This is a genomic window from Paracoccus pantotrophus, assembly GCF_008824185.1.
Taxonomy (GTDB): domain Bacteria; phylum Pseudomonadota; class Alphaproteobacteria; order Rhodobacterales; family Rhodobacteraceae; genus Paracoccus; species Paracoccus pantotrophus.
Genome location: NZ_CP044425.1, coordinates 364989 through 389916 on the forward strand (window position 1 = coordinate 364989; position 24928 = coordinate 389916).

The window sequence follows — 24928 nt, forward strand, 5'->3', positions numbered from 1 at the left end:
TGGTTTGGGCCCCCGAATGTTTCGGAACGGCGATGACGCCGATCCATTTCACGACCCGATGGCCCATATCCCTGACCGGCCGCACCCTCCCGCCTCGCTGTTGACCCAGGCATGATCCAGGGCACATGATCGGAAGGCAAAGCGGTCCTCGACGCCATCCGACCGGATATGCATGGAATGTCCCGCGCCGTTTCCGCCTCCCCTCCCGAAGGCAGGCCATGGATGCGCCAGCAGGGCTGGGATGCCACCGCCTTTGCCGAGGCGGAACGGACCGATGCTTGCGCCCGCCGCAGCGCAATCCCGTGCCGGAGGGTAGGGCGTGAAGCCGACGATCCAGCTGCCCGGCCTGACGCTTCGGCCGGCACGCGCGGGCGATCTCGCCTCGCTATGCGCGCGGCTGCATCTGCCGCAGGTGCGAAAATATCTCTGCGACGACATCGTGCTGCCGCGCGAGACGGTCGCCGGCATGCTCGCGCGCAGCCGCAAGCTGGACGAGGCGGGGCTGGGCTTGTGGGCCCTGGAGACGCCGGGCAAGCCTTTGCCGGCATCTGCGGCCTCCAGCCGGTTTCCGACCTGCTGCAGCGCGAGCCCCGCATGCGCGGCGGCGTCGAGCCGGTGATCGCGCTGCGTCCCGAACTGTGGGGTTGGGGATTGGCCAAGCGGGCGCTCGAGGCGGTGGCGGATCATGCCCGAGAGGGTTGCGGCCTCAGGCGGCTCGTGGCCGTGGTGGACGCGCCCAAAGAGCTGTCTCACCGGCTGCCGCTGCGTTGCGGTTTCGAACGGATTGGCATTGCGCCCGGAGCGGCGCATGCGCGCATCCTCTATGCGCGATCCCTGGCGGCGGCGGCTTCCTGACCGCCAGCCTTGGTCCCGAGGGCATCGGGGGTCGCCGCCGGCGCCCGGTTCGATGTCCCGCCTCGATCCGAACCGCAAGCTTCATCAAGGTTTTACAGAACGGCCACGCTCCTGTCATGCCGCCGCTGCATCAGTCGCGCCGAAACGGCAGGAAAGGGACAGCGCGGCATGACGGGTTTGCGGCTGTCGAACATCGGCAAGAGCTATGGCGAAACCAGGGTTCTGTCGGGTATCGACCTCGACATCGCAGCGGGCGAATTCGTGGCCGTGCTTGGCCCCTCGGGCTGCGGCAAGACCACGCTGCTGCGGCTGGTCGCAGGCTTCGAGCGCCCCGATGAAGGCACGATCACCCTGGGCGACCGGCAGGTGGCGGATGGAAATGCCATGGTGCCGCCCGAGGGGCGCGGCATCGGCCTCGTGTTCCAGAACTACGCGCTGTGGCCGCATATGTCGGTGGCGGAAAATGTCGGCTATGCGCTGAAGGTGGCGCGCCTGCCACGGGCCGAACGCCAGGCCCGGGTGGCCCGCGCGCTGGACACCGTCAACCTGGCGCCCTTTGCCGGCCGTCGCCCGGCGGATCTGTCGGGCGGGCAACGCCAGCGGGTCGCGCTGGCGCGCTGCCTGGCCGCCGGCTCGGATCTGGTGCTGCTGGATGAACCCCTGGCCAACCTGGATGTGCATCTGCGCGCCGCGATGGAAGAAGAGTTCCGCCGCTTCCACCGCGAAAGCGGGGCGACGCTGGTCTATATCACCCATGACCAAGCCGAGGCGATGGCCCTGGCCGACCGCATCGCGGTGATGGACAGGGGCCGCCTGCTGCAATGCGCCAGCCCCCGGCAACTGTATCGCGAACCTGCCGACGCCATGGTGGCCGGTTTCATCGGGGGTGGGCTGGTGCTGCCGGTCGAGGGCCTGCGGCCCCTGGGGGACAGGCTTGCCAGGGCCGATCTTCTCGGCATGCGCGTCCGGCTGCGCTGCCATGCCGGGGAAACCGCACGGCCATTGGCCATGGCCGCCATCCATCCCGCCGATATCCAGCCCGCCCATCCGGGCGAGGCCGGCATCCCCGCCCGCGTCACCGCCCGCAGCTATCGCGGCGGCAGCTGGTCCTATGAGCTGCGCCCGGAGGCGGACCCGTCCCTGCGGTTGCCCATGGTGCTGCCCGACACGGCCACGCCGCCCGAACCGGGCGCGCGCCTTGACCTGGCGTTCCGCGACCTCTGGGCCATCCCGCTGCCCGGCACCTCCGTTCCCGGCGCGGCATCGGTCCCCTCCTCCTCCCCGCATCTTACGGAGAAATTCCAATGCGCCTGACTGTCACCACCCTTGCCCTGATGCTGTCCGCGACCTCGGTGTCGGCGCAGACCACGCTGACGCTCTATACCTCGCAATCGCCGGAAATCGCCCAGCAGACCGTCGACGCCTTCATGGCCAGGCATCCCGACATCACCGTGGAATGGATGCGCAACGGCACCTCGCAGCTGATGAACATCCTGACCGCCGAGCAGCAGGCCGGCGGCATCAAGGCCGATGTGCTGCTGGTCGCCGACAGCATCAATCTGGGCGCGTTGAAAAGCCAAGGCTTGCTGCTGGCCTGGCCCGAAGCGCCGCTCGAAGGCATCGACCCGCTGCTATACGATGCCGACAAGACCTTCTTCGGCACCAAGATCTCGTCCACCGGCATCGTCTACAACACCCGGATCGCCGCGCCCGTCACCGGCTGGGCCGATCTGTTCCAGGATGCCAATGCCGGCCAGATCGTCGCCCCGAGCCCGCTTTATTCCGGCGCGGCGCTGGTCCACATGCATTCGCTGCTACAGGACGCCAGCCAGGGCTGGAACTATTACGAACGTCTGAATGCGCTTGGCGTGGTGCCCGAGGGCGGCAATGGCCCGGTGCTCAAGGCCGTGGCCGGGGGCCAGGTGAAATATGGCGTCAACATTGATGCCGATGTGCTGCGCGCCAAGAAGGCGGGCTCGCCGGTGGAATTCGTCTATCCGGCCGAAGGCGCCACCTTCTTCACCGAGCCGGTGGCGATCCTTGCCGGCACCGATCAGCCCGAGGCGGCAAAGACCTTCGTCAGCTTCGTGCTGTCGGAAGAGGGCCAGAAACTGGCCGCCGAACAGGGCTACATGCCGGTCGACCCCAAGGTCGCCTCGCCCGAGGGGATGCCGGCGCTGTCCGAGATCAGGCTGATGCCGCTGGATGCCGACCGCGCGGTGGCCGAGGATGCCGAGGCCCGCGCCCGGTTCACCGAAATCTTCGGCGGCTGACCGGGGATGACCTCCGTTCCGAACAGCACGGGGGCGCCGCGCGCGCCCCTTTTCCGGCTTTCGTCCGAAAGGATCGTGCTGGCCCTGCTGGCCGTGCTGATCCTGTCGGTTTCCGTCGCGCCGATGCTGCGGCTGGCGCAGGCGGCGCTTTTCGACGATGGCGGGCTGGCGGTCGAGCGGCTGGCGAAGCTGTTCTCGCGCCCGCAGACCGGGGCGGCGATCTGGAACACCATCCAGATCTCGCTGGCCTCGACCCTTGTTTCCCTGCTGGTCGGCACGATCTTCGCGGTGATCATGGTGCAGACCGACCTTGGCGGCAAATCGGCGCTGGTCTTTGCCTTCGTGCTGCCCCTGATGATCCCGCCGCAGGTGACCGCCATGGCCTGGATCCAGGCCTTCTCGCCCTCCAGCCCGGTGCTGGGCGTCCTTGGCCTGTCGATGGAGGCGGGCACGCGGCATCCCCTGTATTCCAGGACCGGGATCATCCTGCTTCTGGGCATCTACAATGCACCGCTGGTCTATCTGGCGATTCAGGCCAGCCTGCGCCGCATTCCGCTGGACCTGGCCGAGGCGGCACGCGCCGCCGGCGCCGGTCCGCTCCGGGTGCTGCTGACGGTGATCCTGCCGCTGGCACGCGGCGGCATGGTGGCGGCGGCCAGCCTTGCCTTCGTCTCGGCAATCGGGAATTTCGGCATTCAGGCCATGCTGGGCATTCCCGCACGGGTGCCGACGCTGATCACCCAGATCTATCAGCAGATCAACGGGCTGGGGCCGGCCGCCCTGCCGAACATGGCGGCGCTGTCGCTGGTGCTGACCGCCCTGACCGTGGCGGGCGTGCTGCTGGCCGCGCGCGCCGGTGAGCGCGGCGATACCCGCGTCGATCTGGGCAGCCGCCCCCTGACGCTTCCCCTGGGCCGGGCCGGGGCCGTGATCGCGGCGCTGCTCTGGGGCTATCTCATCGTCTCGCTGCTGCTGCCCCTGTCGGCGCTGCTTCAGACATCGCTGGTCGCCGCCTACGGCCTGCCGCTGACGGCAGAGACGATGACGCTGAAGAACTACGCAGCGGCCCTGTTCCAGCAAGTGTCGCTGCGCGATGCCTTCGTCACCTCGCTGTGGCTGACGCTGGTCACCATGGGCTTCCTGATGCTGGCCTCGGTTTTCCTTGGCTATTTCCTGACATGGCGGCGCGGGCCCCTGGTGCGACTGCTGCATTTCGGGTCCGAGGCCGCCTATACCCTGCCGGGCATCACGCTGGGCGTCGCGATGATCCTGCTGTTCCTGCGGCCCTTGCCGGGGATCGGGGTGTCGATCTATGGCACGCCCTGGATCATCCTGGCGGCCTATGTCGCGGGTTTCTTCGCACTGGCGCTGCGTCCGGTGCTGTCGGGATACGCCCAGATCGACCGCGCGCTGGAAGAGGCCGCGCAGGTCGCGGGCGCGGGCTTCCTGCGCCGGATGCGCGACGTGATCTGGCCGCTGATCGCGCCGACCGCCATCGCCGCCGCCGTGATCGTCTTCATGACCGCGATCAACGAGATCCAGACCTCGATCCTGCTGATCTCCTCGGGCACCCGCACGATCGGGCCGATGATCATCTTCCTCGAGGAAGGCGGGGCCTCGACCCTTGCCGCCGCCGTGGGTTGCCTGATGACCCTGGGCGTGCTGGCGCTGATGCTGCTGTCGACGGCGCTGTCGCGCTTCCTGCCGAAAGGCGTGTTGCCATGGCAGTTCTGACCGCCTTCAGCGGCCTGGGCGGCAAATCCCCGGCGGCCTTCCTGCTGGAGATCGCCGGGCGGCGCATCCTGCTGGACCTGGGCGAGGGGCCGACACCGGGCCAGCGCCCGGATATGGACGGCATCGGACGGGTCGATGCGATCTTCCTGTCCCATGCGCATATCGACCATGTCGGGGCCATCGACCTCTGGCCGCGGCTGGGCTGTCCGCCGGTCTTTGCCAGCCGCGCCACCTTCGACGCCCTGCCGCTGCTGGGCCTGCATCCGCCGCCCGCAGCCTGCCACGCCCTGCCGCTGCAAGGGCCGGCGCAACTGCTGGGCCTGCCTGTCGTGGTCGGACGCAGCGGGCATGCCATGGGCGGCATCTGGCTGCACCTGCCGCAAGAGGGCGGCGCGCTTTACATGGGCGACTGGAGCCGGGAATCCGGGCTTCTGCCCCTCGATCCCCCGCCCCGGGCGGATCTGGTGATCACCGATCTTTCCTATGGCGACCGCGATCAGACCTTGGCCAAGCAGGGGCCGGCGCTGGCGGACAGCATCCTCCCCGGCACAGTGCTGCCGGTCCCGATCCTGGGGCGCGGCGCGGATATGGCGCTGCGGCTGTCCGCCCTTGGCCTGTCACCGGTGGTCTGCCCGCAGGTCCGGGCCGAGCTGCAGGGCGCGTTGCCCGACCTGCGCTGCATCACCACCGCGCCAGAGGCCCGCGACGGCGACGTGATCATCGCCGCGGACACCGAGCGCCCCGGCGACTTGGTGTCCTGCCTGATCGCCGATCCGCGAGGCTGGCGCTTCATCTTCACCGGCCACGTCGCCCCCGGCAGCGCGGCGGCCGGGTTGATCGCCGCGGGTCGCGCCAGCCGGCATCCCTGGAACGTGCACCCCCGCGCCCGCGATCAGCTCTGGCTGGCCGGCATCACCGGCGCCAGGCATCTGGTTCCCGCCTTTGGCGCATTGGACGATGCCCCCGAACTCGCGCGCGCCCTGGCCCCGATCTGGCGACCGGACCGGGTCTGCCCCCTGACAGAAGAAAGCCAAACCCATGCTCACCAAGGAAACCACCCGCGAGCGGGCCGAGAACGACACCGCGATCCTTGTCCCGGCCCATGACCTGGCCCTGCCCCAAGGCCGGATCTGCCGCCTTTACGTCGGCAACCTGACCGGCGCCCGCGACGGCGCGGCGCTGCTGGCGGCGGGCATCACGTCTTCGCTGAACGTGGCGCTGAACATCGACGTGGCGCCCCTGCAACTGCCCGACGGCACCCATATGCGCCGCGCCAAGGTGGGGCTGATCGACGGGTCGGGCAATACGCCCGCCCATCTTGCCGCCGCCGTTCTGGCGCTGGAAGGGCTGGTCACGCTGGCCAGCCCCGGCAAGCCGAACTATCCCGCCCATCGCGCCGGGCATGTGCTGGTGCATTGCCGGGGCGGGCGGTCGCGCTCGGTCATCGTGCTGGCGATCTATCTGCACCTGCGCGCGCCCGGCAGGTTCCCGACGCTGGACAGTGCGGTGTCCCATATCCGCGGGGCGCGCGGCAATTCGGACACCTACCCGCTGCCCCCGATGCGGGATCTGGCGCAAGCGGTTCTGGCCAGCGGCAGCCTGCCCGCCCTGCTGCACGGTTAGCCCTTTCCCGGCAGGGGTCATTGCCGCCTCGGTCTCCCGCTTCCAGGACACCATATGACCCAGGCCCGCCGGAGCGAGGGCCAGCCGGGCCATCGCCGGGAAGGACTCATGCGAGGGTGTTCCACAACCACCCCACTCATTGAGGATGATCACGAACGATCCCGCTCAATCACGTTGAAACACTGGGTATTTTGGCACTTTTCTGCGTTGCGTAGTGGGGGCGGTTATGGCAAATTGGGGGCTGTAAAAGGGGTAGAAAACGGCCTCCCGATCCCACCTAGCGATCCCCGTTTCTCCCTGACCGATCCCAGCTGCGGAACAGGAGGAAACACCATGCCTGCCCTGACCGACACCACGATCCGCCACGCGCTCAAGCGGGTCGAGACGAGCCAGAAACAGGAAAACCTCGCCGACGGCGAAGGGCGCGGCACCGGCCGCCTCCTTCTCGTCCTGAAGCCCATGCCCCAGCGCGTCACCGCCGACTGGATGGCCCAGCAGTGGCGGGACGGCAAACGCACCAAGAAGAAGATCGGCTCCTATCCCTCGATGTCGCTCGCCCAGGCGCGCGAGATCTTCAAGCGCGATTTTGCCGACGTGATCCAGAAGGGCCGGAGCATCAAGATCGCTACCGACACCCGCCCCGGCACCGTCGCCGATCTGTTCGAGGGCTATGTCGCCGCTCTCAAGGAAGCCGGGAAGCCCTCCTGGAAGGAGACCGAAAAGGGCCTCAACAAGATCGCCGACACACTGGGGCGCAACCGTCTCGCCCGCGAAGTCGAAGCCGAAGAAGTCATCGAGCTGATCCGCCCGATCTACGAGCGGGGCGCGAAGTCGATGGCCGACCATGTGCGCTCCTATCTCCATGCCGCCTTTAGCTGGGGCATGAAGTCCGACAACGACTATCGGCAGCAGTCCCCCCGTCGCTTCCGCATCCCCTTCAACCCGGCGTCGGGTATCCCGACCGAGCCCAAGGTGAAGGGCACGCGCTGGCTCGACGAGGACGAGTTCGTCCGGCTCTACCGCTGGCTCGAATGCCCCGACACGCCAGTCCATCCGCCCTATACCCGCGCGGTCAGGCTCATCATGCTGACCGGACAGCGGGTGCAGGAGATCGCCGGCCTTCACATCGATCAGTGGGATGCCAAGGAGAAGATCATCGACTGGTCCAGGACCAAGAACGAACAGCCCCATGCCGTTCCGGTGCCCTCGCTTGCGGCGGAGTTGCTCGCCTCCATCAACGTCAACGAATACGGCTGGTTTTTCCCATCGGCCCAAGATCCGTCGAAGCCCGTCAGCCACGGCACGCTTTACTCGTTCATGTGGCGTCAGCGGGACCGCGGCGTCATCCCCTATGTGACGAATCGCGACCTGCGCCGGACCTTCAAGACGCTGGCCGGCAAGGCGGGCGTTCCGAAGGAAATCCGCGACCGGCTGCAAAACCACGCCTTACAGGACGTCAGTTCCAAGCACTACGACCGCTGGAACTACATGGTCGAGAAGCGGGCCGGAATGGCGAAATGGGATAAATTTGTCCGGACGATGCTTGAGAAGAAGCACCTGAAGGCAGCCGCGTGATCTCAGACCGCTCAAGCCTCTCAGTAACCGCGCGAAGGTCATGCCAAGCTTTTGACGGTCAGCCGCCGGCAACCCCTTGGCTGCTTAATCTACGGAGGTTGCCATCAAGCTGGCGCTGCACCGTGTCGATGGGTTCTGACCAAATCTTCGATAGCGCTTCTACCGCTCGGTTTGCATCCCACGGCCATGCCGCTCGCCCATCAACCTGTGCGAAAGGGCCATCCGTCTCGGTAAGGATTCGGTCCCGTGGCATCTTGGCCGCCAGTGCCCTCCCCTTGTCACCGGCCAACATGGCCGGGCCAACGCTGAACCAGCACCCCAAATCGACCGCGCGCGCAAGCTCCCTTTGTGTTCCCGAAAACCAGTGAAGGATCGCTATGCCAGCACTGGGCTCCGTCACCAGCGCGTCAAGAACCTGCGTGGATGCGCGACGGCTATGAATACTCATGACGCGGCCCCCGACGCGAGCACAAAGACTGAGCACACGCGTGAAGACATGCTCTTGGTCCAGCCAATATCGCCGGTATTCTGGACCACCATCGAGGCCAATTTCGCCAACATACCGAACCTGCGGTAACAGGCGCTCAAACAGCGGAAGCTCGCCTTTACGTTCATGCGCGATTTGCGGATGCAGTCCGAGCGCTGTTCTAATACGCGGCGCATCCTTTGTGTTGTCAGCGCCGCCGTTCCGGACCACGCTGACGGTGTTGTCGTGACAGAAAGAACATAGAGATCGCGAACGACGCACTCGCGCGCTACGGTGTGTGGATCAGGATAAAGGTCTAGGTGCGCGTGGAAATCGATCATTTGACGCCGTAAGCCTGATGAAGCGCGCGAAGCTCTTCAAGACCGCGCTCAAGCATACCGACAAGAGCCGGTCGATCAGCGATGAACGGGGACGCCAACGCATGACCGAGCCACGCCTCAATGCCATCTGCCTTGATGGCCGCAAGCGCGATCGCGACTGAGCGCACGTCGTCGAACCCCGAGTGATCTGCATCATCCTTTCCGATCGGTTCGTAGACGTAATCTGTCGTATCTTGGCTGGCGTCCCACGCGAGGAACGCCGCCCGTCGGACCTGACACGGAACGCATCGCCCGCATTGACGATAGTTGAACCGTTGGAATCGACCACAGCTCGTCGAACGTGCAGCCTCGGCGCCAAGCAAATTCTGGTCGGCGCACGCTTGGAGCATTTCGCCCTTGGTCTTCGTGGCATAAGGGTTGGTGATCTTGACACGGAGACCAGCCGCATCCAGCACCTTTTGCAGACGAGCCAGGAATTCCGGATGTGCCGTGCGAGTGCTGAGGCTTCCGAGCCGCCCGCCAGTCAGAGGCGGGTTAATGGCGATGAAGCAGTTCTCGCACACGAAGAGTGGCACCTCCGCGACCTCCCGATAGGCTTTGAGGGCCGTGGCAGCGATCACGCCAAAAGTGATGAAAACAAGCGACCTCGCCCGTTGCGAGGCTTCTTGCACACCCGGCGTATGTGCATTGTGGTTTAGTTGCAGGTGTCCGAGACCGCCCCCGATCTTTGCGGCAAAGTCGACCTGCTTGTCCGCGTCGCCTCGAACTGTCTGGCTGATTGCGAATGGCTTGTGGCCCGCCGCGGTTAGGTCAATCGCTCCGATCAAACTGTCTAGCCCGCCGGACAGAAGTACCACACAGCTCTCAGGCGGCCGGACTGGTTCACGAGGCGGCGTGGGCAGCATCCCACCCTCGTGAAATCGCAGGGTCCAGCGGTCGGTCGTGAGGAATGCGAGCGCTTCGGCCAAGGCCCGGGCCTGCCCGTTCCAGAACGGCGCGTCCGCCACGGCAATGTCGAGTTCGATCTCTCGTGTCCACCCGTCCGGGCTCTTGTCGCGCAAGACTGCGAAATCTGCAGTCACGACACTCAGCGCGATCGATAACAAGTCCCAGGCCCGCGGGGCCGGGTCAAATCGTCGGCGTTGGATCTCGGATCTCGCCGCATCGCCAGCGCTTCCTTGTCCTTCGGCCCGCGGCTGGCCGTAAAGGACCACGCGCATGATACCTTCACCGCCGGGCAGATCCGCGCCGTCTGGACCGCAGGCCAGCCTCATTCCGCGTATCCTTCAAACACCTCAAATGTCTCCCTCAGAGCATCCCTAACAACCTGACTGATGCGACCACTGGTGAGGCTGCGTCCGGCATCGCGCAGCTTGCGGAATGCCGCTGCCACGCTCTGCTTCACATAGTCCCGCACTTCCTTGAGCCGAGACAGAGCTGTCACCGCACTCGGCGCCTTCTCAACGATGGTCTTGCCGACATCGAGTTCAAAGCGACGGAAGACGTCGATTGCCGTGAAACGCTCGATGGCGAAGGCGCGCTGCTCAGGGTCGAGATTTAGCAGATCCGCATCTGGGAACCGGGTAAGAAGCTCGGTCAAGGCATCCCGAATTGCCGCGCGCTCAGCTTCTGCGTCCTGCGTCCCGTCGACCGGCCGAACCGCCTCCACAACGGCGTTCATAACTTCCTGCACATTGCGGCCGGCGAGGAGTGCCGGATCAAGCGGGCTGCCTGGCTCGGCCGGCTGTCCCGCTGCAACCCGCGCCAGCGCTCCGCCAAGCGCACCGGCGGTTGCCGCCGTACCTCCGAAGCGCCGAGTCGCTGTTGCCGATCCGCCATAGCCGGTCCGGACGTAGTGACCCATGCTGCGCCGCATGTCCCCACCATCGCCTGATTTTGCGAACTCGCCTAGCGCACGACGCGCACCGCGGAAGCGGACTGGTGGGGCAAGTGGTGCGGGCGCCGGCGGCACCTGGGGGGCCGCAACACCGTCATCGGCTGGAGCGTCCCCGCCTTCCGCCCCATTGTCAGACGCCTCTCCCGTGGGCGGGTCCGGGGTCCAGGGTGGCACCATCGAGACGCCGCTGCCCGGGCCTCCACTAGGGTCAGGATGCATTGATTTTCAGTGTGCTACGTGATTCACGGCTCGGAAAACGGAGCGGTGACATGAGCGACCTGTACTGGCTGACCGACGAGCAGATGACCAAGCTTGCCCCTTTCTTCCCGAAGTCGCACGGCAAGCCACGCGTCGATGACAAGCGTGTTCTAAGCGGGATTATCTTCATCAATCGCAATGGTTTGCGCTGGCGAGATGCCCCCAGGGAGTATGGGCCGCACAAGACGCTCTACAGCCGGTGGAAGCGTTGGAGCGAGAAAGGCATTTTCGCCAGGATGATGATCGGGCTGGCCGCCGACCACGGCGAGGAAAAGACCGTGATGATCGACGCGACCTATCTGAAAGCGCACCGCACCGCGACCAGCTTGGCCGTGAAAAAGGGGGGCGTGGACGCCTCGTCGGCCGGACCAAGGGCGGCATGAACACGAAGCTGCATGCCATCTGTGACAGCCAGGGCCGACCGCTCGACCTGTTCGTCACCGCAGGGCAGGTCAGCGACTACATCGGGGCGCGGGCGTTGCTCAGCAGCCTCCCAAAGGTCGATTGGCTGCTCGGGGATCGCGGCTATGACGCCGACTGGTTCCGGGAAGCCTTGCAGGACAAGGGGATACGAGCCTGCATCCCCGGCCGAAAGCAGCGCAAGACACCGGTCAAATACGACAAGCGCCGATACAAGCGGCGCAACCGCATCGAGATCATGTTTGGCAGGCTCAAGGACTGGCGGCGCGTGGCAACCCGATACGACAGATGCCCGAAGGTCTTCCTCTCGGCCATCGCGCTCGCGGCAACCGTCATTTATTGGTTATGAATCCTGACCCTAAGCAAACTAAACTCGTCGGTTTTTGCGACATTTGCGTCGGAATGGCAACCAGGCACGCGGTACGGTCGGGACGGTATCCTATGCGGTTGTATTAAGGCTACTTTGTGTCAGGCTTGCAAAGCGTTTCGCCCGCTCGCGCTCTGGCTGTGCCGGCAAAGCGCAAAGAACCGCTCATCCGGGCGGCGGGATGCCGCCGGATTGGCCTTGGCGCGGCCCGCTCGGCAAGATTCCCCCCGCGAATCCCCCCGATTGGGGCATCGCGCCGGCTTTTGCCATCGCCCCGACCCATGCTATAGACCTTGGGCGGCGTTGCGAGATGGGCCGTGGCGCGCGAACCGCAACGCTGTTCCGCCGCACAACCATGACAAGATCCGCGCCTTCCGCAGCCGCGGCGGGAAACGGGAATGACGGAAGATGAAGATACTGCTTGTGGGCGCGGGACTGTCGGGCGCGGTGATCGGGCGCCAGTTGGCCGAGGCCGGCCATGACTGCCGCATCATCGACAGCCGCCCGCATATCGGCGGCAATTGCCATACCGAGCGCGACCCCGAGACCGGCGTCATGCTGCATCTTTACGGCCCGCATATCTTCCATACCGACGACGCGGGGGTCTGGGACTATGTCAACCGCTTCGCCGAATTCGTGCCGTTCCAGAACCGGGTCAAGACCACCTCGCAGGGCGCGGTCTATTCGCTGCCGGTGAACCTGCACACCATCAACCAGTTCTTCGGCAAGACCCTGCGCCCGGACGAGGCGCGCGCCTTCATCGAAAGCCGCGCCGACCGCTCGATCGCCGAGCCGCAGAGCTTCGAGGAACAGGCGCTGCGCTTCGTCGGCCCGGAACTCTACGAGGCGTTCTTCAAGGGCTATACCGAAAAGCAATGGGGCTGCTCGCCGCGCGAATTGCCGGCCTCGATCCTCAAGCGCCTGCCGCTGCGTTTCAACTATGACGACAATTATTTCTTCCACCGCTTCCAGGGCATGCCGCGCGCCGGCTATACGGCGATGGTGGCGGCGATCCTGGATCATCCGCGCATCTCGGTCGAGCTGGAGACCCCCTATCGCGCCGAGATGGCCGAGCAGGCCGACCACCTGTTCTGGTCGGGACCGCTGGACGGGTTCTTCGACTACAGCCTGGGCCGGCTGGGCTATCGCACCCTGGATTTCGAGCGTTTCACCTATCAGGGCGATTACCAGGGCTGCGCGGTGATGAACTATGGCGACCGCGATGTGCCCTGGACGCGCATCACCGAGCACAAGCATTTCTCGCCCTGGGAAAGCCACGAGGCCAGCACCTGCTATCGCGAATATTCGCGCGCCGCCGGGCCGGGCGACATCCCCTATTACCCGATCCGCCTGGTCGAGGAGAAATCGCTTCTGGCGCAATATGTCGATCTGGCGCAGGCGCAGAAGGGCGTCACCTTCGTCGGCCGGCTGGGCACCTATCGCTATCTCGACATGGACGTGACCATCCGCGAGGCGCTGGACACGGCGGCGGTGTTTTTGGGGAGGCCATCTATACCAGCGTTTTGCACATCACCACTATGATCAAGATATTCAATCCGCTTTATGTTTCACGCAGTTGGAACAGGAAAAGGCCGCAAGCGCCCTTCCAGACAGCAACCTCACAACCTGCCTCAACCGATACCCCGGAGAAGAAAGAAATGTTCTACTACCAAAACTGTAACCAGAGGCTCGGTCCGCAGCAGATGAACTATCATTTTTCGATTTCGCTAAAGAATATGTATTTCTTTTGTGAAGTAGCGAAATCGGGATGCTCGGCCGTAAAGAAAGAGCTATGGCGGCAGGAAACAATGGATGTGCCCGTACCCGCCGGCTTTCTGCAGGAAAACCACAACCCCCATGTCCCTTTTCAGCATCAGCTTCTGATCAAACCCTTCCAGATGGGTCGCACGAAATTCAACGAATTTATCAGAGACAGCAACGTCATCAAATGGGCGGTCGTGCGTAACCCCTTTGCGCGGATTCTGTCTGGTTATCTCGACAAGGTTCGGCGTAACGAGCCCCAGTTCAGAAACATCGCGCACAGGGTGGCAAAACTACGCGACGTTCACGTGTCCGCTGTTGCGCATAATTCCGTAAGCTTCGAGGAATATTGCGAAGCATTGACGCTGTTCGAACAGCCGCTGGACTTCGATCAGCATTGGCGGCCACAATACGAACACATCTGTGCGGATATCATACCATATACTTTCTTTGCGAAGCTTGAAACATTGGACGAAGACTCCGGCGATATCGCGCGCCGAGTCGGCTTGGCAAAGCTTTCCTTCACCGCCGGGCGTTCACACGCAACCGGGTCCAATGAGAAGGTGCAGGAATACTATACCCAGAAAACTGCCGACATTGTGCGAAAAGTCTACGCCAATGATTTCGAGCATTTCGGCTATAGCCTTGAAATTCCCCGGTGAGGCCTGCACCCGGATCTGTCTGATTGAACAATAAGTAAGCCGACGGGATATAGAGGCAGTCCGATGAGGCTACTCCGATTTCTTACAAGGCGAAAGCATATAGGAGAGGTCAACGCCTCTTCGGACTTTGTCTTCCAGCTTTCGAACCATCGTCTTCAATACACGGCTGGCGGCCGGACGCTGATCGTTTCTTTCGATAACGCAGCTCGGCCGCTTAACGAAAAATACGTCGGCCGCCATACCTGGGGCCAGAAATTCTATCTTGGGCAAGGCCATTCGCTGCTGGGCGTAATTGCACGCAGACGCGATTGGTATCGCCGCTACGACCTCATAGAAGCATTTGAAGCGATAAAGAATCAGGGCTTCTTTGAGAGTTTTTCGAACGTTGTCTTTACAGGAGGCTCCATGGGCGGTTACGCGGCAGCCGCCTTCGCCCCCTTTGCGCCGGGATGTAAAGTAGTCGCGTACAGCCCGCAGAGCACCTTGAAACCAGACATTACGCCGTGGGAAAACAGGTTTCCAGAAGGCACAAGGCAGAACTGGTCCCTGCCCTTCTGGGACGGCGCGGACGGGGTCCGCCATGCCGGCCTATGCTATATTATTTACGACAACTTGGACACTTTCGACAGACGACACGCAGACCGCTTGTCCGTAGGACCGCATGTTGTCAATTTGCCAATACCGGGCGCTGGACACGGCGGTGCGCCTATGTTGAACCAGATAGGCATTTTCAAGGAGGTCAATCGAGCGATGATCGCTGGTAAACTGGATCCGAAATGGTTCTTCAAGACTATAAGGGCTCGCCGTGGCACCTTGTTGTATCGCGAAGTCTTGGCAAACCACGCGCTCGCAAGAAACCATCCCACTTTTGCCGAGTGCGTCCATAGGCTTGCCGGTCCATAGCGCCAAGCTTCGCGACCTGACATTAAACCTAGGGTCAGGATGCATTGATTTTCAGTGTGCTACGTGATTCACGGCTCGGAAAACGGAGCGGTGACATGAGCGACCTGTACTGGCTGACCGACGAGCAGATGACCAAGCTTGCCCCTTTCTTCCCGAAGTCGCACGGCAAGCCACGCGTCGATGACAAGCGTGTTCTAGGGTCAGGATTCATAACCAATAGATGACGAGAGCCGCGAGGGCGATGGCTGAGAGGAACACCTTGGGGCATCGGTCATAGCGGGTCGCGACGCGCCTCCAGTCCTTGAGCCTGCCGAACATGATCTCGATGCGGTTACGCCGCTTGTATCTCCGCTTATCGTATTTGATCGGCGTCTTGCGTTTCTTCCGGCCTGGGATGCAGGCACGTATCCCCTTGTCCTGCAACGCTTCTCTGAACCAGTCAGCGTCATAGCCACGATCCCCGAGTAGCCATTTGACGTTTGGCAGACCACTCAGCAGGGCCCGAGCGCCGATATAATCGCTGACCTGTCCAGCGGTGACGAACAGGTCGATCGGTCGCCCCTGACTGTCGCAGATGGCGTGCAGCTTGGTGTTCATACCGCCTTTGGTTCGACCGATCAGGCGACCACGCCCCCCTTTTTGGCGGCCATGCTGGTCGCCGTTCGATGGGCCTTGAGGTATGTTGCGTCGATCATCACGGTCGTTTTCTCGCCGTGTTCCGCCGCCAGCCCGGCCATCATCCGCGCGAAGATGCCCTTTTCGCTCCAACGCTTCCACCGGCTGTAGAGCGTCTTATGTGGGCCATACGAGGCGGGCGCATCGCGCCAACGCAAGCCATTGCGATTGATGAAAATAATCCCGCTCAGCACCCGTCTGTCATCAACCCGGGGCTTCCCGTGCGACCTGGGAAAGAAGGGAGCCAGGCGCGCCATCTGCGCGTCGGTCAGCCAGAAGAGATCGCTCATGTCACCGCTCCGTTTTCGGAGGCGTGAATCACGCAGCGCAACAGAAATCAATGCATCCTGACCCTAGGCCGCCCTTGCGGGAAAACCCTCGGTTTTCCGAAACTCACAAGAGGCGATCATGCGAAATCTGCTTGCGATGCTTGCGGCAACGACCTTTCTGACGGGGGCCGCCCAGGCCGCCACGATCTATCCGCTCGACCGGGCGACGATCCTGGTGAACTCCCCCTTCGATTTCAAGATCGAGCTGGACGAGGTTCATCCCGAAGGCGACGTGGCCGTCACCGTGAACGGCAAGCCCTATGCCGAGGTCTTCGGCAAGCCCGCCGAGTTCGTGGCCGAGGAAAAGGGCGATGACGACGCGGCCCTCGGCTCGGCCCTGATCCTGCGCGACCTGGCGCTGGCCGAACCGGGCCGATACACGGTCGAGGTCAAGGCCGGCGAGGAAAGCAAGTCGGTCACCTGGGAGGTCTATTCGACCGCCGAGACCCCCAAGGCCAAGAATGTCATCTTCATCCTGGGCGACGGGCTGTCGGTGGCGCATCGCACCGCGGCGCGGATCATGTCCAAGGGCATGACCGAGGGCAAGGCCAACGGCCGCCTGGCCATGGACGACCTGGACCACATGGCCTTCATCGGCACCTCGTCCACCCATTCCATCGCGACGGATTCGGCCAATACGATGTCGGCCTACATGACCGGCCACAAGAGCCGCGTGAACGCGCTTGGCGTCTATGCCGACCGCACCCCGGACAGCCTGGACGATCCCAGGGTCGAAACCATCGCCGAGGCGCTGCGCCGTACCACCAACAAGGCGATCGGCGTCGTCTCGACCTCCGAGCTGCAGGACGCGACCCCGGCCGCGGTCGTGGCCCATACCCGCAAGCGCGCCGACAAGGCCGAGATCGTCGGCATGTTCCACGACATCCAGCCCGAGGTCATCCTGGGCGGCGGCTCGGCCTATTTCCTCAAGGCCGATATCCCCGGCTCGAAGCGCAAGGACGACAAGGACTATATCCAGCTGTTCAAGGATGCCGGCTATGCGCTGGCGACCAGCAGGGATGAACTGGCCGCGGCGGCGGGCAGCAATGCCGGCAAGCTCCTGGGCCTGTTCCACACCGGCAACATGGACACCTGGCTGGACCGCAACCAGCTGAAAAAGGGCACCGTGGACAAGTTCCCCGACCAGCCCGGCCTGGTCGAGATGACGCAATCGGCGCTGGCGCAGCTGTCGAAGAACCCCGACGGCTTCTTCCTGATGGTCGAGGGCGCCTCGATCGACAAGATGTCCCACCCGATGGACTGGGATCGCGCCGTGGTCGAGACCATCGAACTGGACCAGGTCGTGGCCCTGGCCCGCGAATTCGCCGAGGCCAATCCCGACACGCTGATCGTGGTCACGGGCGACCATACCCATGGCGTCTCGCTGATCGGCACGATCGACGACAACCGGCCCGGCGACCAGATGCGCCAGAAGGTCGGCGTCTATGACGAGGCGGGCTTTCCCGACTATGCCGATGCCGATGGCGACGGCTATCCCGACTCGGTCGACGTGGCGCGGCGTTTCGCGATCTTCGCCTCGAACTATCCCGACCATTACGAGACCTGGGGCCCGAAGCTGGACGGCCCGTTCCAGCCCGCAGTGCAGAACGAGAACGGCGAATATGTCGCCAACGACGCCTACAAGGATCTGCCCGGCGCGGTCTTCCGCGAGGGCAACCTGCCCAAGGACAACGACACCGCCGTCCATGCCGTGGACGACATCGTGCTGCAGGCCGCCGGCCCCGGCGCCGAGGCGTTCAAGGGCTATATGGAGCAGTCCGACGTCTACAAGATCCTGGCCGACGTCTTTGCCCTCGGCACCGTGCAGAAGTGAGCCATGCGGCCTGTCCGGGGTTTCAGCCCCGGCCAGGCCGAACCGTATTCGTTGCCGGAGATGCAGGATGACCCGTCCCCAAGACCCGATCCGTTTCCGTCCCGGCCGCCGGGCCTGCCTGGGCGGGCTGGCGGCGCTGCTGGCCCTGGGCGCCCCGGTCCCGGCGCTGGCCCGCGCGCCCGCGCTGACCTTCGACGAGCTTTATGCCGCATACGGCGTGCTGGGGCTGGAGTTCTCGGACAAGGTCAAGCTGCTGACCGGCAAGACGGTCAGCATCCGCGGCTTCATGGCCCCGCCGCTGAAGGCCGAGGCCCAGTTCTTTGTCCTGTCCGAAATCCCGATGGCGCTTTGCCCCTTCTGCTCGTCCGACGCGGACTGGCCGGACAACATCGTCGTGGTCTACCTGGACCGGCGGCAGACCTTTACCCAGCCCAACCAGATGATCGAGGTGACCGGCCGGCTCGAGCGCGGCTCCTGGATCGACCCCGAAACCGGCTTCGTCAGCCAGCTGCGGCTGCGCGAAGCGCGCTATGCCACGGTCTGAGATCGCACCATGCCCTGCCTGCACCTCGACGCTGCCGAAGTCTCGTTTCCCGGCCTGCCCGCGCCGGTTCTGCGCATCCCGCGGCTGAAGATCGCCGCCGGCAGCCAGGTCGCGGTGATCGGGCCCTCGGGCTCGGGAAAATCCACGCTGGTCAATGTCATCACCGGCCTGGCCCGCCCGACCCAGGGCCGCGTGTTCTGGGACGAACGCGACATCGCGCGACTTTCCGAAGGCGCGCGCGACCGCTGGCGCGGCGCCAATATCGGCCTGGTCATGCAGGATTTCCACCTGTTTCCAGGGCTTTCGGCGCTGGAGAACGTGCTGCTGCCCGCCCGGCTGGCGCGCGTGGCGGACGGCGCCATCCGGGCACGCGCGGGCGCGCTTCTGTCCCGCGTCGGCCTGTCGCGACCGGACCAGCCGGTCGAGACCCTGTCGCGCGGCGAGATGCAGCGCGTCGCGGCCGCGCGCGCGCTGCTGCGCGACCCCGGCGTGATCGTCGCGGACGAACCGACGGCCAGCCTCGATGCCGAGAACGGCGCGGTCATCGCCGGCCTGCTGCTGGAACTGGCCGCGCAGACCGGCGCCACGCTGATCGTCGTCACCCATGACCAGCGCCTGATCTCGCGCCTGCCGCGCCGGATCGCCATGGCCGACGGCACCGTCCGGTCGGACAGCATGGCAGAGGTCCGGCCATGATCCGCTTTGCCCTGGCCGACTTGAAACGGCTCTGGGCCGGTTCCGTGGTGATCGTCCTGCTGGTCGCGCTGGCGGTGGCGCTTGGCGTCGGCGTCACCTTGCAGGAACGCGCGCTGCGCCTGGGCAGCGCCCGCGCCGCCGAGAAATTCGACGTGATCGTCGGCGCGCCGGGCAGCGAAACCCAGCTGGTGCTGTCCGCGGTCTTCCTGCAACCGGCCGCCCTGCCCCTGATGCCGGGCGAGGTGCTGGCCGAGTTGAACGACGACCCGCGCGTGGAATGGGCCGCGCCGGTGGGTTTCGGCGACTTCCATGCCGGCTACCCGATCGTCGGCACCACCACCACCCTGATCGAGGGCACCGCGGGCGGCTTTTCCCGGGGCGGGATGTTCAGGACCGAGGGCGAGGCCGTCGTCGGCTCGGCCGTGCCGCTGCAACCGGGCGAGACGATCGTGCCGACCCATGGTCAGGTCGAACAGGGCGGGCACGAACACGAAGGCGTCCGGTATCGGGTCAGCGGCCGGCTGAACCCGACCGGCACGCCCTGGGACCGGGCGATCCTGGTGCCGATCCAGGCGGTCTGGCATGTGCATGGCATGGGCCTTGCGCCCGGCCACGACGAACACGGGCAGGGGCAGGGGCACGGGCACGAGGATGAACATGCCGGACACGACCACGCCGGACACGACGCCGCGCATGAAAACGACGAGGCGCATGGCCATCGCGGCCTGGATGCCGATGCGCCCCTGGACGAGGACTGGCACCGCGGCGCGCTGCCCGGCCTGCCGGCCGTCCTGGTCAAGCCCAGGACCATCGCCGACGCCTACAGGCTGCGCCAGGATTATCGCGCGGACGGCCGGACGCTTGCGGTCTTTCCGGGCGAAGTCCTGACCAGCCTTTATGCGACGCTGGGCGATGCCCGGCAGGTGCTGGCGGTCATCGCTTCCGGGACGCAGCTTCTGGTCGCGGCGGCGCTGCTGATGGTGACGGTGATCCATGTCGGCCAGCGCCGGCGGCAGATCGGCGCATTGCGGGCCTTTGGCGCGCCGCGGTCGGCAGTGTTCGGGATCGTCTGGCTTGAATTGTCCATGCTGGTCGGGCTTGGCATCCTGCTGGGCTACGGCGGCGGCTACCTGGCCGCCAGCCTGCTGTCGCGCGCCTTCGCCATGCAGCGCGGCTTCAGCCTGCCGGTCGGCTTCACGCCCGAGGATGGCGCGACGCTGGCGATCCTGGTCGCGGCCGCGGCGCTTCTGGCGGCGCTGCCGGCCTGGCTGGCCTATCGCCAGCCGCCGGCCGCCGCCTTGCGCGGCTGACCGCCGACCGGGTTCCGCCGACAGGGCGACCCCTCGACGCCACTTCATATTTGCGATTTAGACCACTGAAAATCATCTATATATTTTCAAGCATCAAAGAGATTGGCGCCGTGGACCGCCAACCGACCGCGACATCCCGACGGCATGGTCGCCAGCAGCGAAATTGCCGCGCTCACCCGAAATCACGCGGGCAAGCAAGGGGAAAACCTGGCGATTCCGACAGGTTGCCGGTTTTCCCTGCATGATGAATTCTTGGTCATCGACGCTCTTGCTTGTTTGTCGCGTTTCCTCGGTATCTGGGTTCATTTCGATGTTCTATGCTGCGCTTTTGGTCCTGCTGACCCTGTCCGCCGCCGGCACCCACCTGGCGCTGACCGGCCCTTCGGAAAGCCATGCCGGCACCGCCCATCCGGCAAGCGCCACCGCACCCCACAGCGTCCCCGAGATCGACCTGTTCGCGGGTGCATCGGTCCTGATGATCGCGGTGATCGTCGGGCTTCTGCTTTGGGAATGGCGCCGGCGTTCGGCCAACCCGTGACCGACAGCGCCGACCCCTCGGACCCGGCGGCGGTTGGCGGCGCCGGCCCGGATCATGGGCAGGCGGAGGCGCCGGCGCCGCAAGCGCCCCTTCTTGCAAGCGGCTGGCGCAGGCTTGGCCTTTTCGCCGCCCTGCTGCTGGGCGAGCTGCTGGTCGTCGCCTTCTGCTACCAGTTCCTGGTCGAGATCGAATGCACGGATTTCCAGACGCCGCGGGCCTGCCTTGCGCTGCGCGAAGGGCTGGGACGGCTGCTTGCCCTGGCCCTGCTTGCCGGGCTGGCGATGACCGCGCGGCGCCAGCTGTTCGGCTTCCTGGGCGCGGGCGGCATCGGCGCGGGCGACCTGTCGCCCGGCACCGCAGCGGCCGCGATGCTGGCGGGGCTGGCGATCATGCTGCTGCCGGTGCTTTGGGGCGACATGACCGCCAGCCTGGCGCCGCTTGCCCTGGCCCTTGCCGCGGGCGCCGCCGTTTCGGTCGCAGCGGCGCTGGCCGGGACCGCGCCCATCGCCTGCTGGCTTTCGGTGCTGCGCCGGGGCGGCCCCTGGCTGTGGGCGGCCATGGGGATCGCGCTGCTCTCGCCGGAACTGACCGGGCTTTTCAACGGCACCTGGGGCTGGCCGCCCCTGACCGCCGCCACCTTCGAGCTGGTGCTGCGCCTGCTTGCCCTGCTGCCCGGCAGGGTCGTGGCCGCCCCGAACGAGATGGTGATCGGCTTTGACGATTTCCTCATCCGCGTGGGCGACCCATGCTCGGGCATGCAAGGCTTTGCGCTCATCACCCTGGTGATGGCCGGATTCATCGCGCTCGAGCGGCGGCGCCTGCGCCTGCCTCTGGCACTGGTGCTGCTGCCGGTCGGGCTGCTGGCCAGTTTCGGCCTCAACGTGCTGCGCATCGCGGCCCTGATCTGGATCGGGGCGCGCATATCGCCCGACCTGGCGGTCAATGCCTTTCACAGCTACGCGGGCTGGCTGCTGTTCACCCTGCTGAGCATCGGGATGATCGGCGCGGCGCATCTGGTGCCGGCGCTGTGGCGCGGCGAAAAACCTGGCCCGGCCTTTGGCGCAAGGACAGCCGCCTTCCGGCACGATCCGGTCAGCGCGATGCTGGTGCCGCTGCTGGTCCTGCTGCTCTCGGGGCTTTTCGTATCGACATTCTTCACCAATCCCGAGGCGGCCTACCCATACCGGGTGCCGGCGATGGGCGCGGGGCTGGTCCTGTTCCTTCCGGTCTGGGCCCGGCTCGACTGGCGCGTCGATCCGCTGCCGCTGCTGGCGGGCGTCGCGGTCGGTATCATGTGGATTGCCGCCGGCGTCGCTGCGGGGGCCGAGCCAGCCCCGCCGCCCTTCGCCGGGCTCGGGCTTGCGGCGGCAAGCTGGATCGTCCTGCGCCTGGTCGGCACCGTGCTGCTGGTGCCCCTGATCGAGGAGGCGGCCTTCCGGGGCTACCTGCTGGGCCACCTGCTGAAACTGCCCGGCCCGGCCGGCCAGGCAGGGGCCGTTCTGGTTTCCTCGGCCGCCTTCGCGCTGCTCCATGACAGCGGCGCGGCGGCCTTCGTCGCCGGGCTGGCCTTTGCCGCGGTCTACAAGCGCCGCGGCAGGTTGACCGACGCGGTATGGGCGCATGCGGCGGCGAACCTCGTGGTCTTCGCCGCCGCGGCGGCCAGCGGCAACTGGGCATTGATCTGAACACGGGCGCGACGACGGAAAAGCGACGCCCCAAGGGATCGGGGCGTCGCGGGCAGGCCGGGGGGTGTTGAGCGAACCCACCGAAGGCGGGCGACCCGCAGCCCGATCCCGGCCTATCCTGCGGCGAACTGGTTCATGGGATTGGCATGCCCGCCCGCCTTCAGCGCGCGTTCGCCCGCCACCATCTCCTTGAACGTGTCGCCCAGGTCCGAGCCGACCTCGTGCTGGTGCCTGACCGCCGAGATGCCGCGGCGGATCTCCTCGCGCTGCACGGTCTGCACATAGGCCAACATCTTTTCCGCGCCGAAATTGCCGCGGCTGAGTTCGTCCACCGGCTTGGCGGTCAGGTGGAAGGTCGCAGCATGGTCAGGTTGCGGAACACGCCCGCGCGGGCCGATATGTCGGCCTGGAAGCGTTGCAGCCGGGCGTCGGCCTCGCGGCCCAGGCCGGTATCGTCGAAATCGGGCTTCATCAGCGCACTCCCGTCACGATGGTCGGCCTTGCCGATCCGGCCCTCGGCCAGCCATTGCGCCCGCAGCTGCTTGCGCAGGCTCAGCGTCCAGTTGAAGCCGGGCGCGTTGTTATGGGTCAGCTTGGCATCGGGCACCGCCTTGCGGATCTCGGCCACCATGCCGGCGATCTTGTCCACGTTGGGCGTATCGGTCTCGATCCACAACAGGTCGGCGCCGCCCAAGGTCAGCGAGGCGATGCAATCCTCGATCACGCGCCGGCGCCCCGTGCCCTCGCGGATCGGGTTTGCGTCCATGATCGGCTCCACCTTCAGCCATTTGATGTATTGCCGAAAAGGTCTTTCTGCTCATGATGCTTCCTTTCCGCATGATCGGTCCGGGAATCGGCAGGCGCGGCCGGCGGCAAGGCGGGGCATCCGGGGCAAGCGGCCCGCCAAAGGGAGCAAGCGTGCGGATGATGTCCATCGGGGCCCCTCAGTCCAGCGCGTTCAGCACGGCATAGGCCGGCAGGGTGATAAAATCGGGCAAGGTCTCGGCCGTCGCCGCCTCTCGCAGGATGCGCGCGGCCGCGGCGTAATGGCCGCGATGGAGCCCGTTCGGGCCCAGCCGGTCGAGGATGCCGACGATCTCGGCTTGCATCAGATCGCCCTGCCATGCGGCGCTCTCCAGCGCGACCGCGGCGCAGCCATTGCCACAGCTGGGCACGGCTGATCTCGGCGGTGGCGGCATCCTCCATCATGTTTCGGATCGGCACCGCACCGCGGCCCGACAGCCATTGCGCCAGGTATTCGACGCAGACCTGGATGTTCAGCCGCACGCCCGCCTCGGTGATCCGGCCCTGATGCGGGTTCAGCAGCATCGCGGGCTCGATATGGCTGAAGACATGGTCCCAGCAGCCCGATGATCTCGACCCGGCGATCCTCCAGCGCCGGCGGAACGAAGGCGGCCTGCCAGATGCCCTGCCGGATCTCGCGCGTTTGCGGCAGATAGTCGGGCAGATCGCGCCCGGTCGATGCGGTCCGGAACTGGCTCTATGCCCGGCGCAATTACGTCGATAGGCTGGACCGCGCGGCCGAGAAACTGGCCGAGGCGCTGGCGCGGCACCGCAACGAGCCACATATGGCGCTGACCGGCCGGCTGGCCGCGCATGGCATCGCGGTGCGCATCCTGCCCGCCCCGGTCAGGGGCGAGCTGATGCTGTCCGAACTGCTGGGGCAGTCCAGCCGCCGGTTCCAGATCGGCGCGCTACGACGTGGAACTGCTGGGCCACCGCTTCGGTGCCAGTTTCGAGCAGACCGCGCATCGTATGTCCACGCTGCAACGCCCCGAGGCGCGCGGCGTCCCGTTCTTCTTCGTGCGGCTGGACCGGGCCGGGGGCAGCCGTGGCGCGGCAGCGGCAAGCCGGCCGGCCATGCTGCCGCTTGCCAGCGCCCGCGCCAGAAGCTAGGGAAGGCGCGTCGGTTTCCGCAAGGAATTGAAAGGGAATCCGCCGGGGCGCCCGCAGGCGTCCCGAACCGGAACTGCCCCCGCAACTGTAGGCGGCGAGCAGGATGCGAGAATGCCACTGTGGCCCCGCGCCATGGGAAGGCCGCATCCCTGCCGTGACCCGCCAGTCAGGAGACCTGCCGACGACGTTTGACCAATCCGAGCGGGTCGGCTCGGGAGGGGTTGCGACCGGCATTCGCCCGGTCTCCATCCGCTCATCCGGCCTG

25 protein-coding genes, 3 pseudogenes and 1 riboswitch are annotated in these 24928 nt (G+C 65.6%); of the genes and pseudogenes, 20 read left to right on the top strand and 8 right to left on the bottom strand.

Annotated features, from left to right (window positions below):
* The first annotated feature begins 319 nt into the window (after positions 1-319).
* The 8 genes from ESD82_RS21775 to ESD82_RS09660 all read left to right on the top strand — a co-directional run bounded on the left by ESD82_RS21775 (position 320) and on the right by ESD82_RS09660 (position 8060).
* On the top strand, positions 320-619 hold the full coding sequence (locus ESD82_RS21775) for a hypothetical protein (protein WP_024843943.1): 300 nt from the start codon (positions 320-322) through the stop codon (positions 617-619).
* The gene (locus tag ESD82_RS21780; RefSeq protein ID WP_167521744.1) at positions 511-855 is read left to right on the top strand and encodes a GNAT family N-acetyltransferase; all 345 of its coding nucleotides are present in this window, start codon (positions 511-513) and stop codon (positions 853-855) included. The genes ESD82_RS21775 and ESD82_RS21780 overlap by 109 nt, the downstream gene beginning before the upstream one ends.
* A 168-nt stretch (positions 856-1023) precedes the next feature.
* Entirely contained in the window at positions 1024-2169 is a 1146-nt protein-coding gene (locus tag ESD82_RS09635) for an ABC transporter ATP-binding protein (RefSeq protein ID WP_123130372.1), read from the top strand.
* The gene (locus tag ESD82_RS09640; RefSeq protein WP_024843946.1) at positions 2160-3128 is read left to right on the top strand and encodes an ABC transporter substrate-binding protein; all 969 of its coding nucleotides are present in this window, start codon (positions 2160-2162) and stop codon (positions 3126-3128) included. Before ESD82_RS09635 ends, ESD82_RS09640 begins: the two co-directional genes overlap by 10 nt.
* Positions 3129-3134: 6 nt before the next feature.
* Positions 3135-4862 carry an ABC transporter permease gene (locus ESD82_RS09645; RefSeq protein ID WP_147429258.1) on the top strand — a complete coding sequence of 576 codons (1728 nt, stop codon included), beginning with the start codon at positions 3135-3137 and terminating at the stop codon, positions 4860-4862.
* A complete protein-coding gene (locus ESD82_RS09650) occupies positions 4850-5968 on the top strand; it encodes an MBL fold metallo-hydrolase (protein ID WP_147429257.1) in 1119 nt (372 codons plus the stop codon). The genes ESD82_RS09645 and ESD82_RS09650 overlap by 13 nt, the downstream gene beginning before the upstream one ends.
* Positions 5901-6485, top strand: a complete 585-nt coding sequence (locus tag ESD82_RS09655) for a dual specificity protein phosphatase family protein (RefSeq protein ID WP_147429256.1) — start codon at positions 5901-5903, stop codon at positions 6483-6485. Before ESD82_RS09650 ends, ESD82_RS09655 begins: the two co-directional genes overlap by 68 nt.
* A gap of 333 nt (positions 6486-6818) precedes the next feature.
* Complete coding sequence (locus ESD82_RS09660) at positions 6819-8060, top strand: tyrosine-type recombinase/integrase (protein WP_028714053.1); 1242 nt, start codon at positions 6819-6821, stop codon at positions 8058-8060.
* 58 nt (positions 8061-8118) lie between these two features.
* Here the strand turns inward: ESD82_RS09660 and qatD are convergent, their stop codons facing one another.
* The 3 genes from qatD to qatB are packed head-to-tail and all read right to left on the bottom strand — an operon-like array spanning position 8119 to position 10743.
* Positions 8119-8808 (bottom strand): Qat anti-phage system TatD family nuclease QatD, encoded by a 690-nt coding sequence (gene qatD / locus ESD82_RS09665; RefSeq protein WP_407672808.1) that lies wholly within the window; start codon positions 8806-8808, stop codon positions 8119-8121.
* Between the two features lie 55 nt (positions 8809-8863).
* Positions 8864-10141 (bottom strand): Qat anti-phage system QueC-like protein QatC, encoded by a 1278-nt coding sequence (gene qatC, locus ESD82_RS09670; RefSeq protein ID WP_147429255.1) that lies wholly within the window; start codon positions 10139-10141, stop codon positions 8864-8866.
* Positions 10138-10743, bottom strand: a complete 606-nt coding sequence (gene qatB / locus ESD82_RS09675) for a Qat anti-phage system associated protein QatB (RefSeq protein ID WP_198019375.1) — start codon at positions 10741-10743, stop codon at positions 10138-10140. Before qatB ends, qatC begins: the two co-directional genes overlap by 4 nt.
* A gap of 290 nt (positions 10744-11033) precedes the next feature.
* Between qatB and ESD82_RS09680 the strand changes: the two genes are divergently transcribed.
* The 5 genes and pseudogenes from ESD82_RS09680 to ESD82_RS09700 form a co-directional block, all read left to right on the top strand.
* A protein-coding gene (locus tag ESD82_RS09680) for an IS5-like element IS1248A family transposase (protein WP_114669439.1) occupies positions 11034-11791 on the top strand; the annotation gives its coding sequence in 2 pieces (ribosomal slippage) (positions 11034-11355 and positions 11355-11791; 759 coding nt in all).
* Between the two features lie 426 nt (positions 11792-12217).
* Positions 12218-13351, top strand: coding sequence for a UDP-galactopyranose/dTDP-fucopyranose mutase family protein (locus tag ESD82_RS09685; RefSeq protein ID WP_147429253.1), 1134 nt, complete (start codon positions 12218-12220; stop codon positions 13349-13351).
* Positions 13352-13467: 116 nt separating this feature from the next.
* On the top strand, positions 13468-14232 hold the full coding sequence (locus ESD82_RS09690) for a sulfotransferase family 2 domain-containing protein (RefSeq protein WP_167521745.1): 765 nt from the start codon (positions 13468-13470) through the stop codon (positions 14230-14232).
* Positions 14233-14295: 63 nt separating this feature from the next.
* Entirely contained in the window at positions 14296-15135 is an 840-nt protein-coding gene (locus ESD82_RS09695; protein ID WP_147429251.1) for a hypothetical protein, read from the top strand.
* Positions 15136-15230: 95 nt separating this feature from the next.
* Positions 15231-15347: pseudogene (locus ESD82_RS09700) on the top strand (IS5/IS1182 family transposase); the annotation flags it as partial.
* On the opposite strand, the gene ESD82_RS09705 reads toward ESD82_RS09700, so the two are convergent.
* Positions 15343-16100, bottom strand: a protein-coding gene (locus ESD82_RS09705; RefSeq protein ID WP_147427659.1) for an IS5-like element ISPso2 family transposase whose coding sequence is annotated in 2 segments (ribosomal slippage) — positions 15343-15776 and positions 15776-16100 — 759 coding nt in all. Because the reading frame shifts where the segments join, the coding sequence is not laid out codon by codon here. The pseudogene ESD82_RS09700 and the gene ESD82_RS09705 sit on opposite strands and share 5 nt — an antisense overlap.
* Before the next feature lie 118 nt (positions 16101-16218).
* Here ESD82_RS09705 and ESD82_RS09710 point away from each other — a divergent pair.
* From ESD82_RS09710 to ESD82_RS09725, 4 genes are all read left to right on the top strand, one after another.
* Positions 16219-17973: an alkaline phosphatase gene (locus ESD82_RS09710; protein WP_147429250.1), complete on the top strand. Its 1755-nt coding sequence runs from the start codon at positions 16219-16221 to the stop codon at positions 17971-17973.
* Positions 17974-18040: 67 nt separating this feature from the next.
* Positions 18041-18517, top strand: coding sequence for a hypothetical protein (locus tag ESD82_RS09715; RefSeq protein ID WP_147429249.1), 477 nt, complete (start codon positions 18041-18043; stop codon positions 18515-18517).
* 9 nt (positions 18518-18526) lie between these two features.
* A complete protein-coding gene (locus tag ESD82_RS09720; RefSeq protein WP_028710292.1) occupies positions 18527-19213 on the top strand; it encodes an ABC transporter ATP-binding protein in 687 nt (228 codons plus the stop codon).
* Positions 19210-20523, top strand: coding sequence for an FtsX-like permease family protein (locus tag ESD82_RS09725; protein WP_024843389.1), 1314 nt, complete (start codon positions 19210-19212; stop codon positions 20521-20523). Before ESD82_RS09720 ends, ESD82_RS09725 begins: the two co-directional genes overlap by 4 nt.
* 93 nt (positions 20524-20616) lie before the next feature.
* On the opposite strand, the gene ESD82_RS21785 is transcribed toward ESD82_RS09725, so the two are convergent.
* On the bottom strand, positions 20617-20829 hold the full coding sequence (locus ESD82_RS21785; RefSeq protein ID WP_167521746.1) for a hypothetical protein: 213 nt from the start codon (positions 20827-20829) through the stop codon (positions 20617-20619).
* Positions 20830-20833: 4 nt separating this feature from the next.
* Between ESD82_RS21785 and ESD82_RS21790 the strand changes: the two genes are divergently transcribed.
* Positions 20834-21061: a hypothetical protein gene (locus ESD82_RS21790; RefSeq protein WP_024843390.1), complete on the top strand. Its 228-nt coding sequence runs from the start codon at positions 20834-20836 to the stop codon at positions 21059-21061.
* Positions 21058-22746, top strand: coding sequence for an exosortase E/protease, VPEID-CTERM system (gene xrtE, locus ESD82_RS09730; protein WP_167521747.1), 1689 nt, complete (start codon positions 21058-21060; stop codon positions 22744-22746). The genes ESD82_RS21790 and xrtE overlap by 4 nt, the downstream gene beginning before the upstream one ends.
* 113 nt (positions 22747-22859) lie before the next feature.
* On the opposite strand, the pseudogene ESD82_RS09735 reads toward xrtE, so the two are convergent.
* From ESD82_RS09735 to ESD82_RS22605, 3 genes and pseudogenes are all read right to left on the bottom strand, one after another.
* Positions 22860-23542, bottom strand: a pseudogene (locus tag ESD82_RS09735) (isocitrate lyase); the annotation flags it as partial.
* A gap of 148 nt (positions 23543-23690) precedes the next feature.
* Entirely contained in the window at positions 23691-23921 is a 231-nt protein-coding gene (locus ESD82_RS22600) for a hypothetical protein (RefSeq protein ID WP_249038352.1), read from the bottom strand.
* Positions 23922-23943: 22 nt separating this feature from the next.
* Positions 23944-24075, bottom strand: a pseudogene (locus tag ESD82_RS22605) (hypothetical protein); the annotation flags it as partial.
* Between the two features lie 393 nt (positions 24076-24468).
* Between ESD82_RS22605 and ESD82_RS22610 the strand changes: the two are divergent.
* Positions 24469-24663: a short-chain fatty acyl-CoA regulator family protein gene (locus ESD82_RS22610; protein WP_167521748.1), complete on the top strand. Its 195-nt coding sequence runs from the start codon at positions 24469-24471 to the stop codon at positions 24661-24663.
* Positions 24658-24860: riboswitch (cobalamin riboswitch) on the top strand. It overlaps the preceding gene by 6 nt.
* The last annotated feature ends 68 nt before the right edge of the window (positions 24861-24928 follow it).

Excerpts from the sequence above, each read along its gene's own strand:
- ESD82_RS09690 (WP_167521745.1), top strand. The coding sequence starts at position 13,468 with ATGTTCTACTACCAAAACTGTAACCAGAGGCTCGGTCCGCAGCAGATG.
- ESD82_RS09710 (WP_147429250.1), top strand. The coding sequence starts at position 16,219 with ATGCGAAATCTGCTTGCGATGCTTGCGGCAACGACCTTTCTGACGGGG.
- ESD82_RS09695 (WP_147429251.1), top strand. The coding sequence starts at position 14,296 with ATGAGGCTACTCCGATTTCTTACAAGGCGAAAGCATATAGGAGAGGTC.
- ESD82_RS09685 (WP_147429253.1), top strand. The coding sequence starts at position 12,218 with ATGAAGATACTGCTTGTGGGCGCGGGACTGTCGGGCGCGGTGATCGGG.
- ESD82_RS09635 (WP_123130372.1), top strand. The coding sequence starts at position 1,024 with ATGACGGGTTTGCGGCTGTCGAACATCGGCAAGAGCTATGGCGAAACC.
- ESD82_RS09645 (WP_147429258.1), top strand. The coding sequence starts at position 3,135 with ATGACCTCCGTTCCGAACAGCACGGGGGCGCCGCGCGCGCCCCTTTTC.
- ESD82_RS09650 (WP_147429257.1), top strand. The coding sequence starts at position 4,850 with ATGGCAGTTCTGACCGCCTTCAGCGGCCTGGGCGGCAAATCCCCGGCG.
- qatB (WP_198019375.1), bottom strand. The coding sequence starts at position 10,743 with ATGCGGCGCAGCATGGGTCACTACGTCCGGACCGGCTATGGCGGATCG.
- ESD82_RS21785 (WP_167521746.1), bottom strand. The coding sequence starts at position 20,829 with ATGAACCCAGATACCGAGGAAACGCGACAAACAAGCAAGAGCGTCGAT.
- ESD82_RS09655 (WP_147429256.1), top strand. The coding sequence starts at position 5,901 with ATGCTCACCAAGGAAACCACCCGCGAGCGGGCCGAGAACGACACCGCG.
- ESD82_RS21790 (WP_024843390.1), top strand. The coding sequence starts at position 20,834 with ATGTTCTATGCTGCGCTTTTGGTCCTGCTGACCCTGTCCGCCGCCGGC.
- ESD82_RS09660 (WP_028714053.1), top strand. The coding sequence starts at position 6,819 with ATGCCTGCCCTGACCGACACCACGATCCGCCACGCGCTCAAGCGGGTC.
- ESD82_RS09725 (WP_024843389.1), top strand. The coding sequence starts at position 19,210 with ATGATCCGCTTTGCCCTGGCCGACTTGAAACGGCTCTGGGCCGGTTCC.
- qatC (WP_147429255.1), bottom strand. The coding sequence starts at position 10,141 with ATGAGGCTGGCCTGCGGTCCAGACGGCGCGGATCTGCCCGGCGGTGAA.
- ESD82_RS09715 (WP_147429249.1), top strand. The coding sequence starts at position 18,041 with ATGACCCGTCCCCAAGACCCGATCCGTTTCCGTCCCGGCCGCCGGGCC.
- ESD82_RS09720 (WP_028710292.1), top strand. The coding sequence starts at position 18,527 with ATGCCCTGCCTGCACCTCGACGCTGCCGAAGTCTCGTTTCCCGGCCTG.
- ESD82_RS09640 (WP_024843946.1), top strand. The coding sequence starts at position 2,160 with ATGCGCCTGACTGTCACCACCCTTGCCCTGATGCTGTCCGCGACCTCG.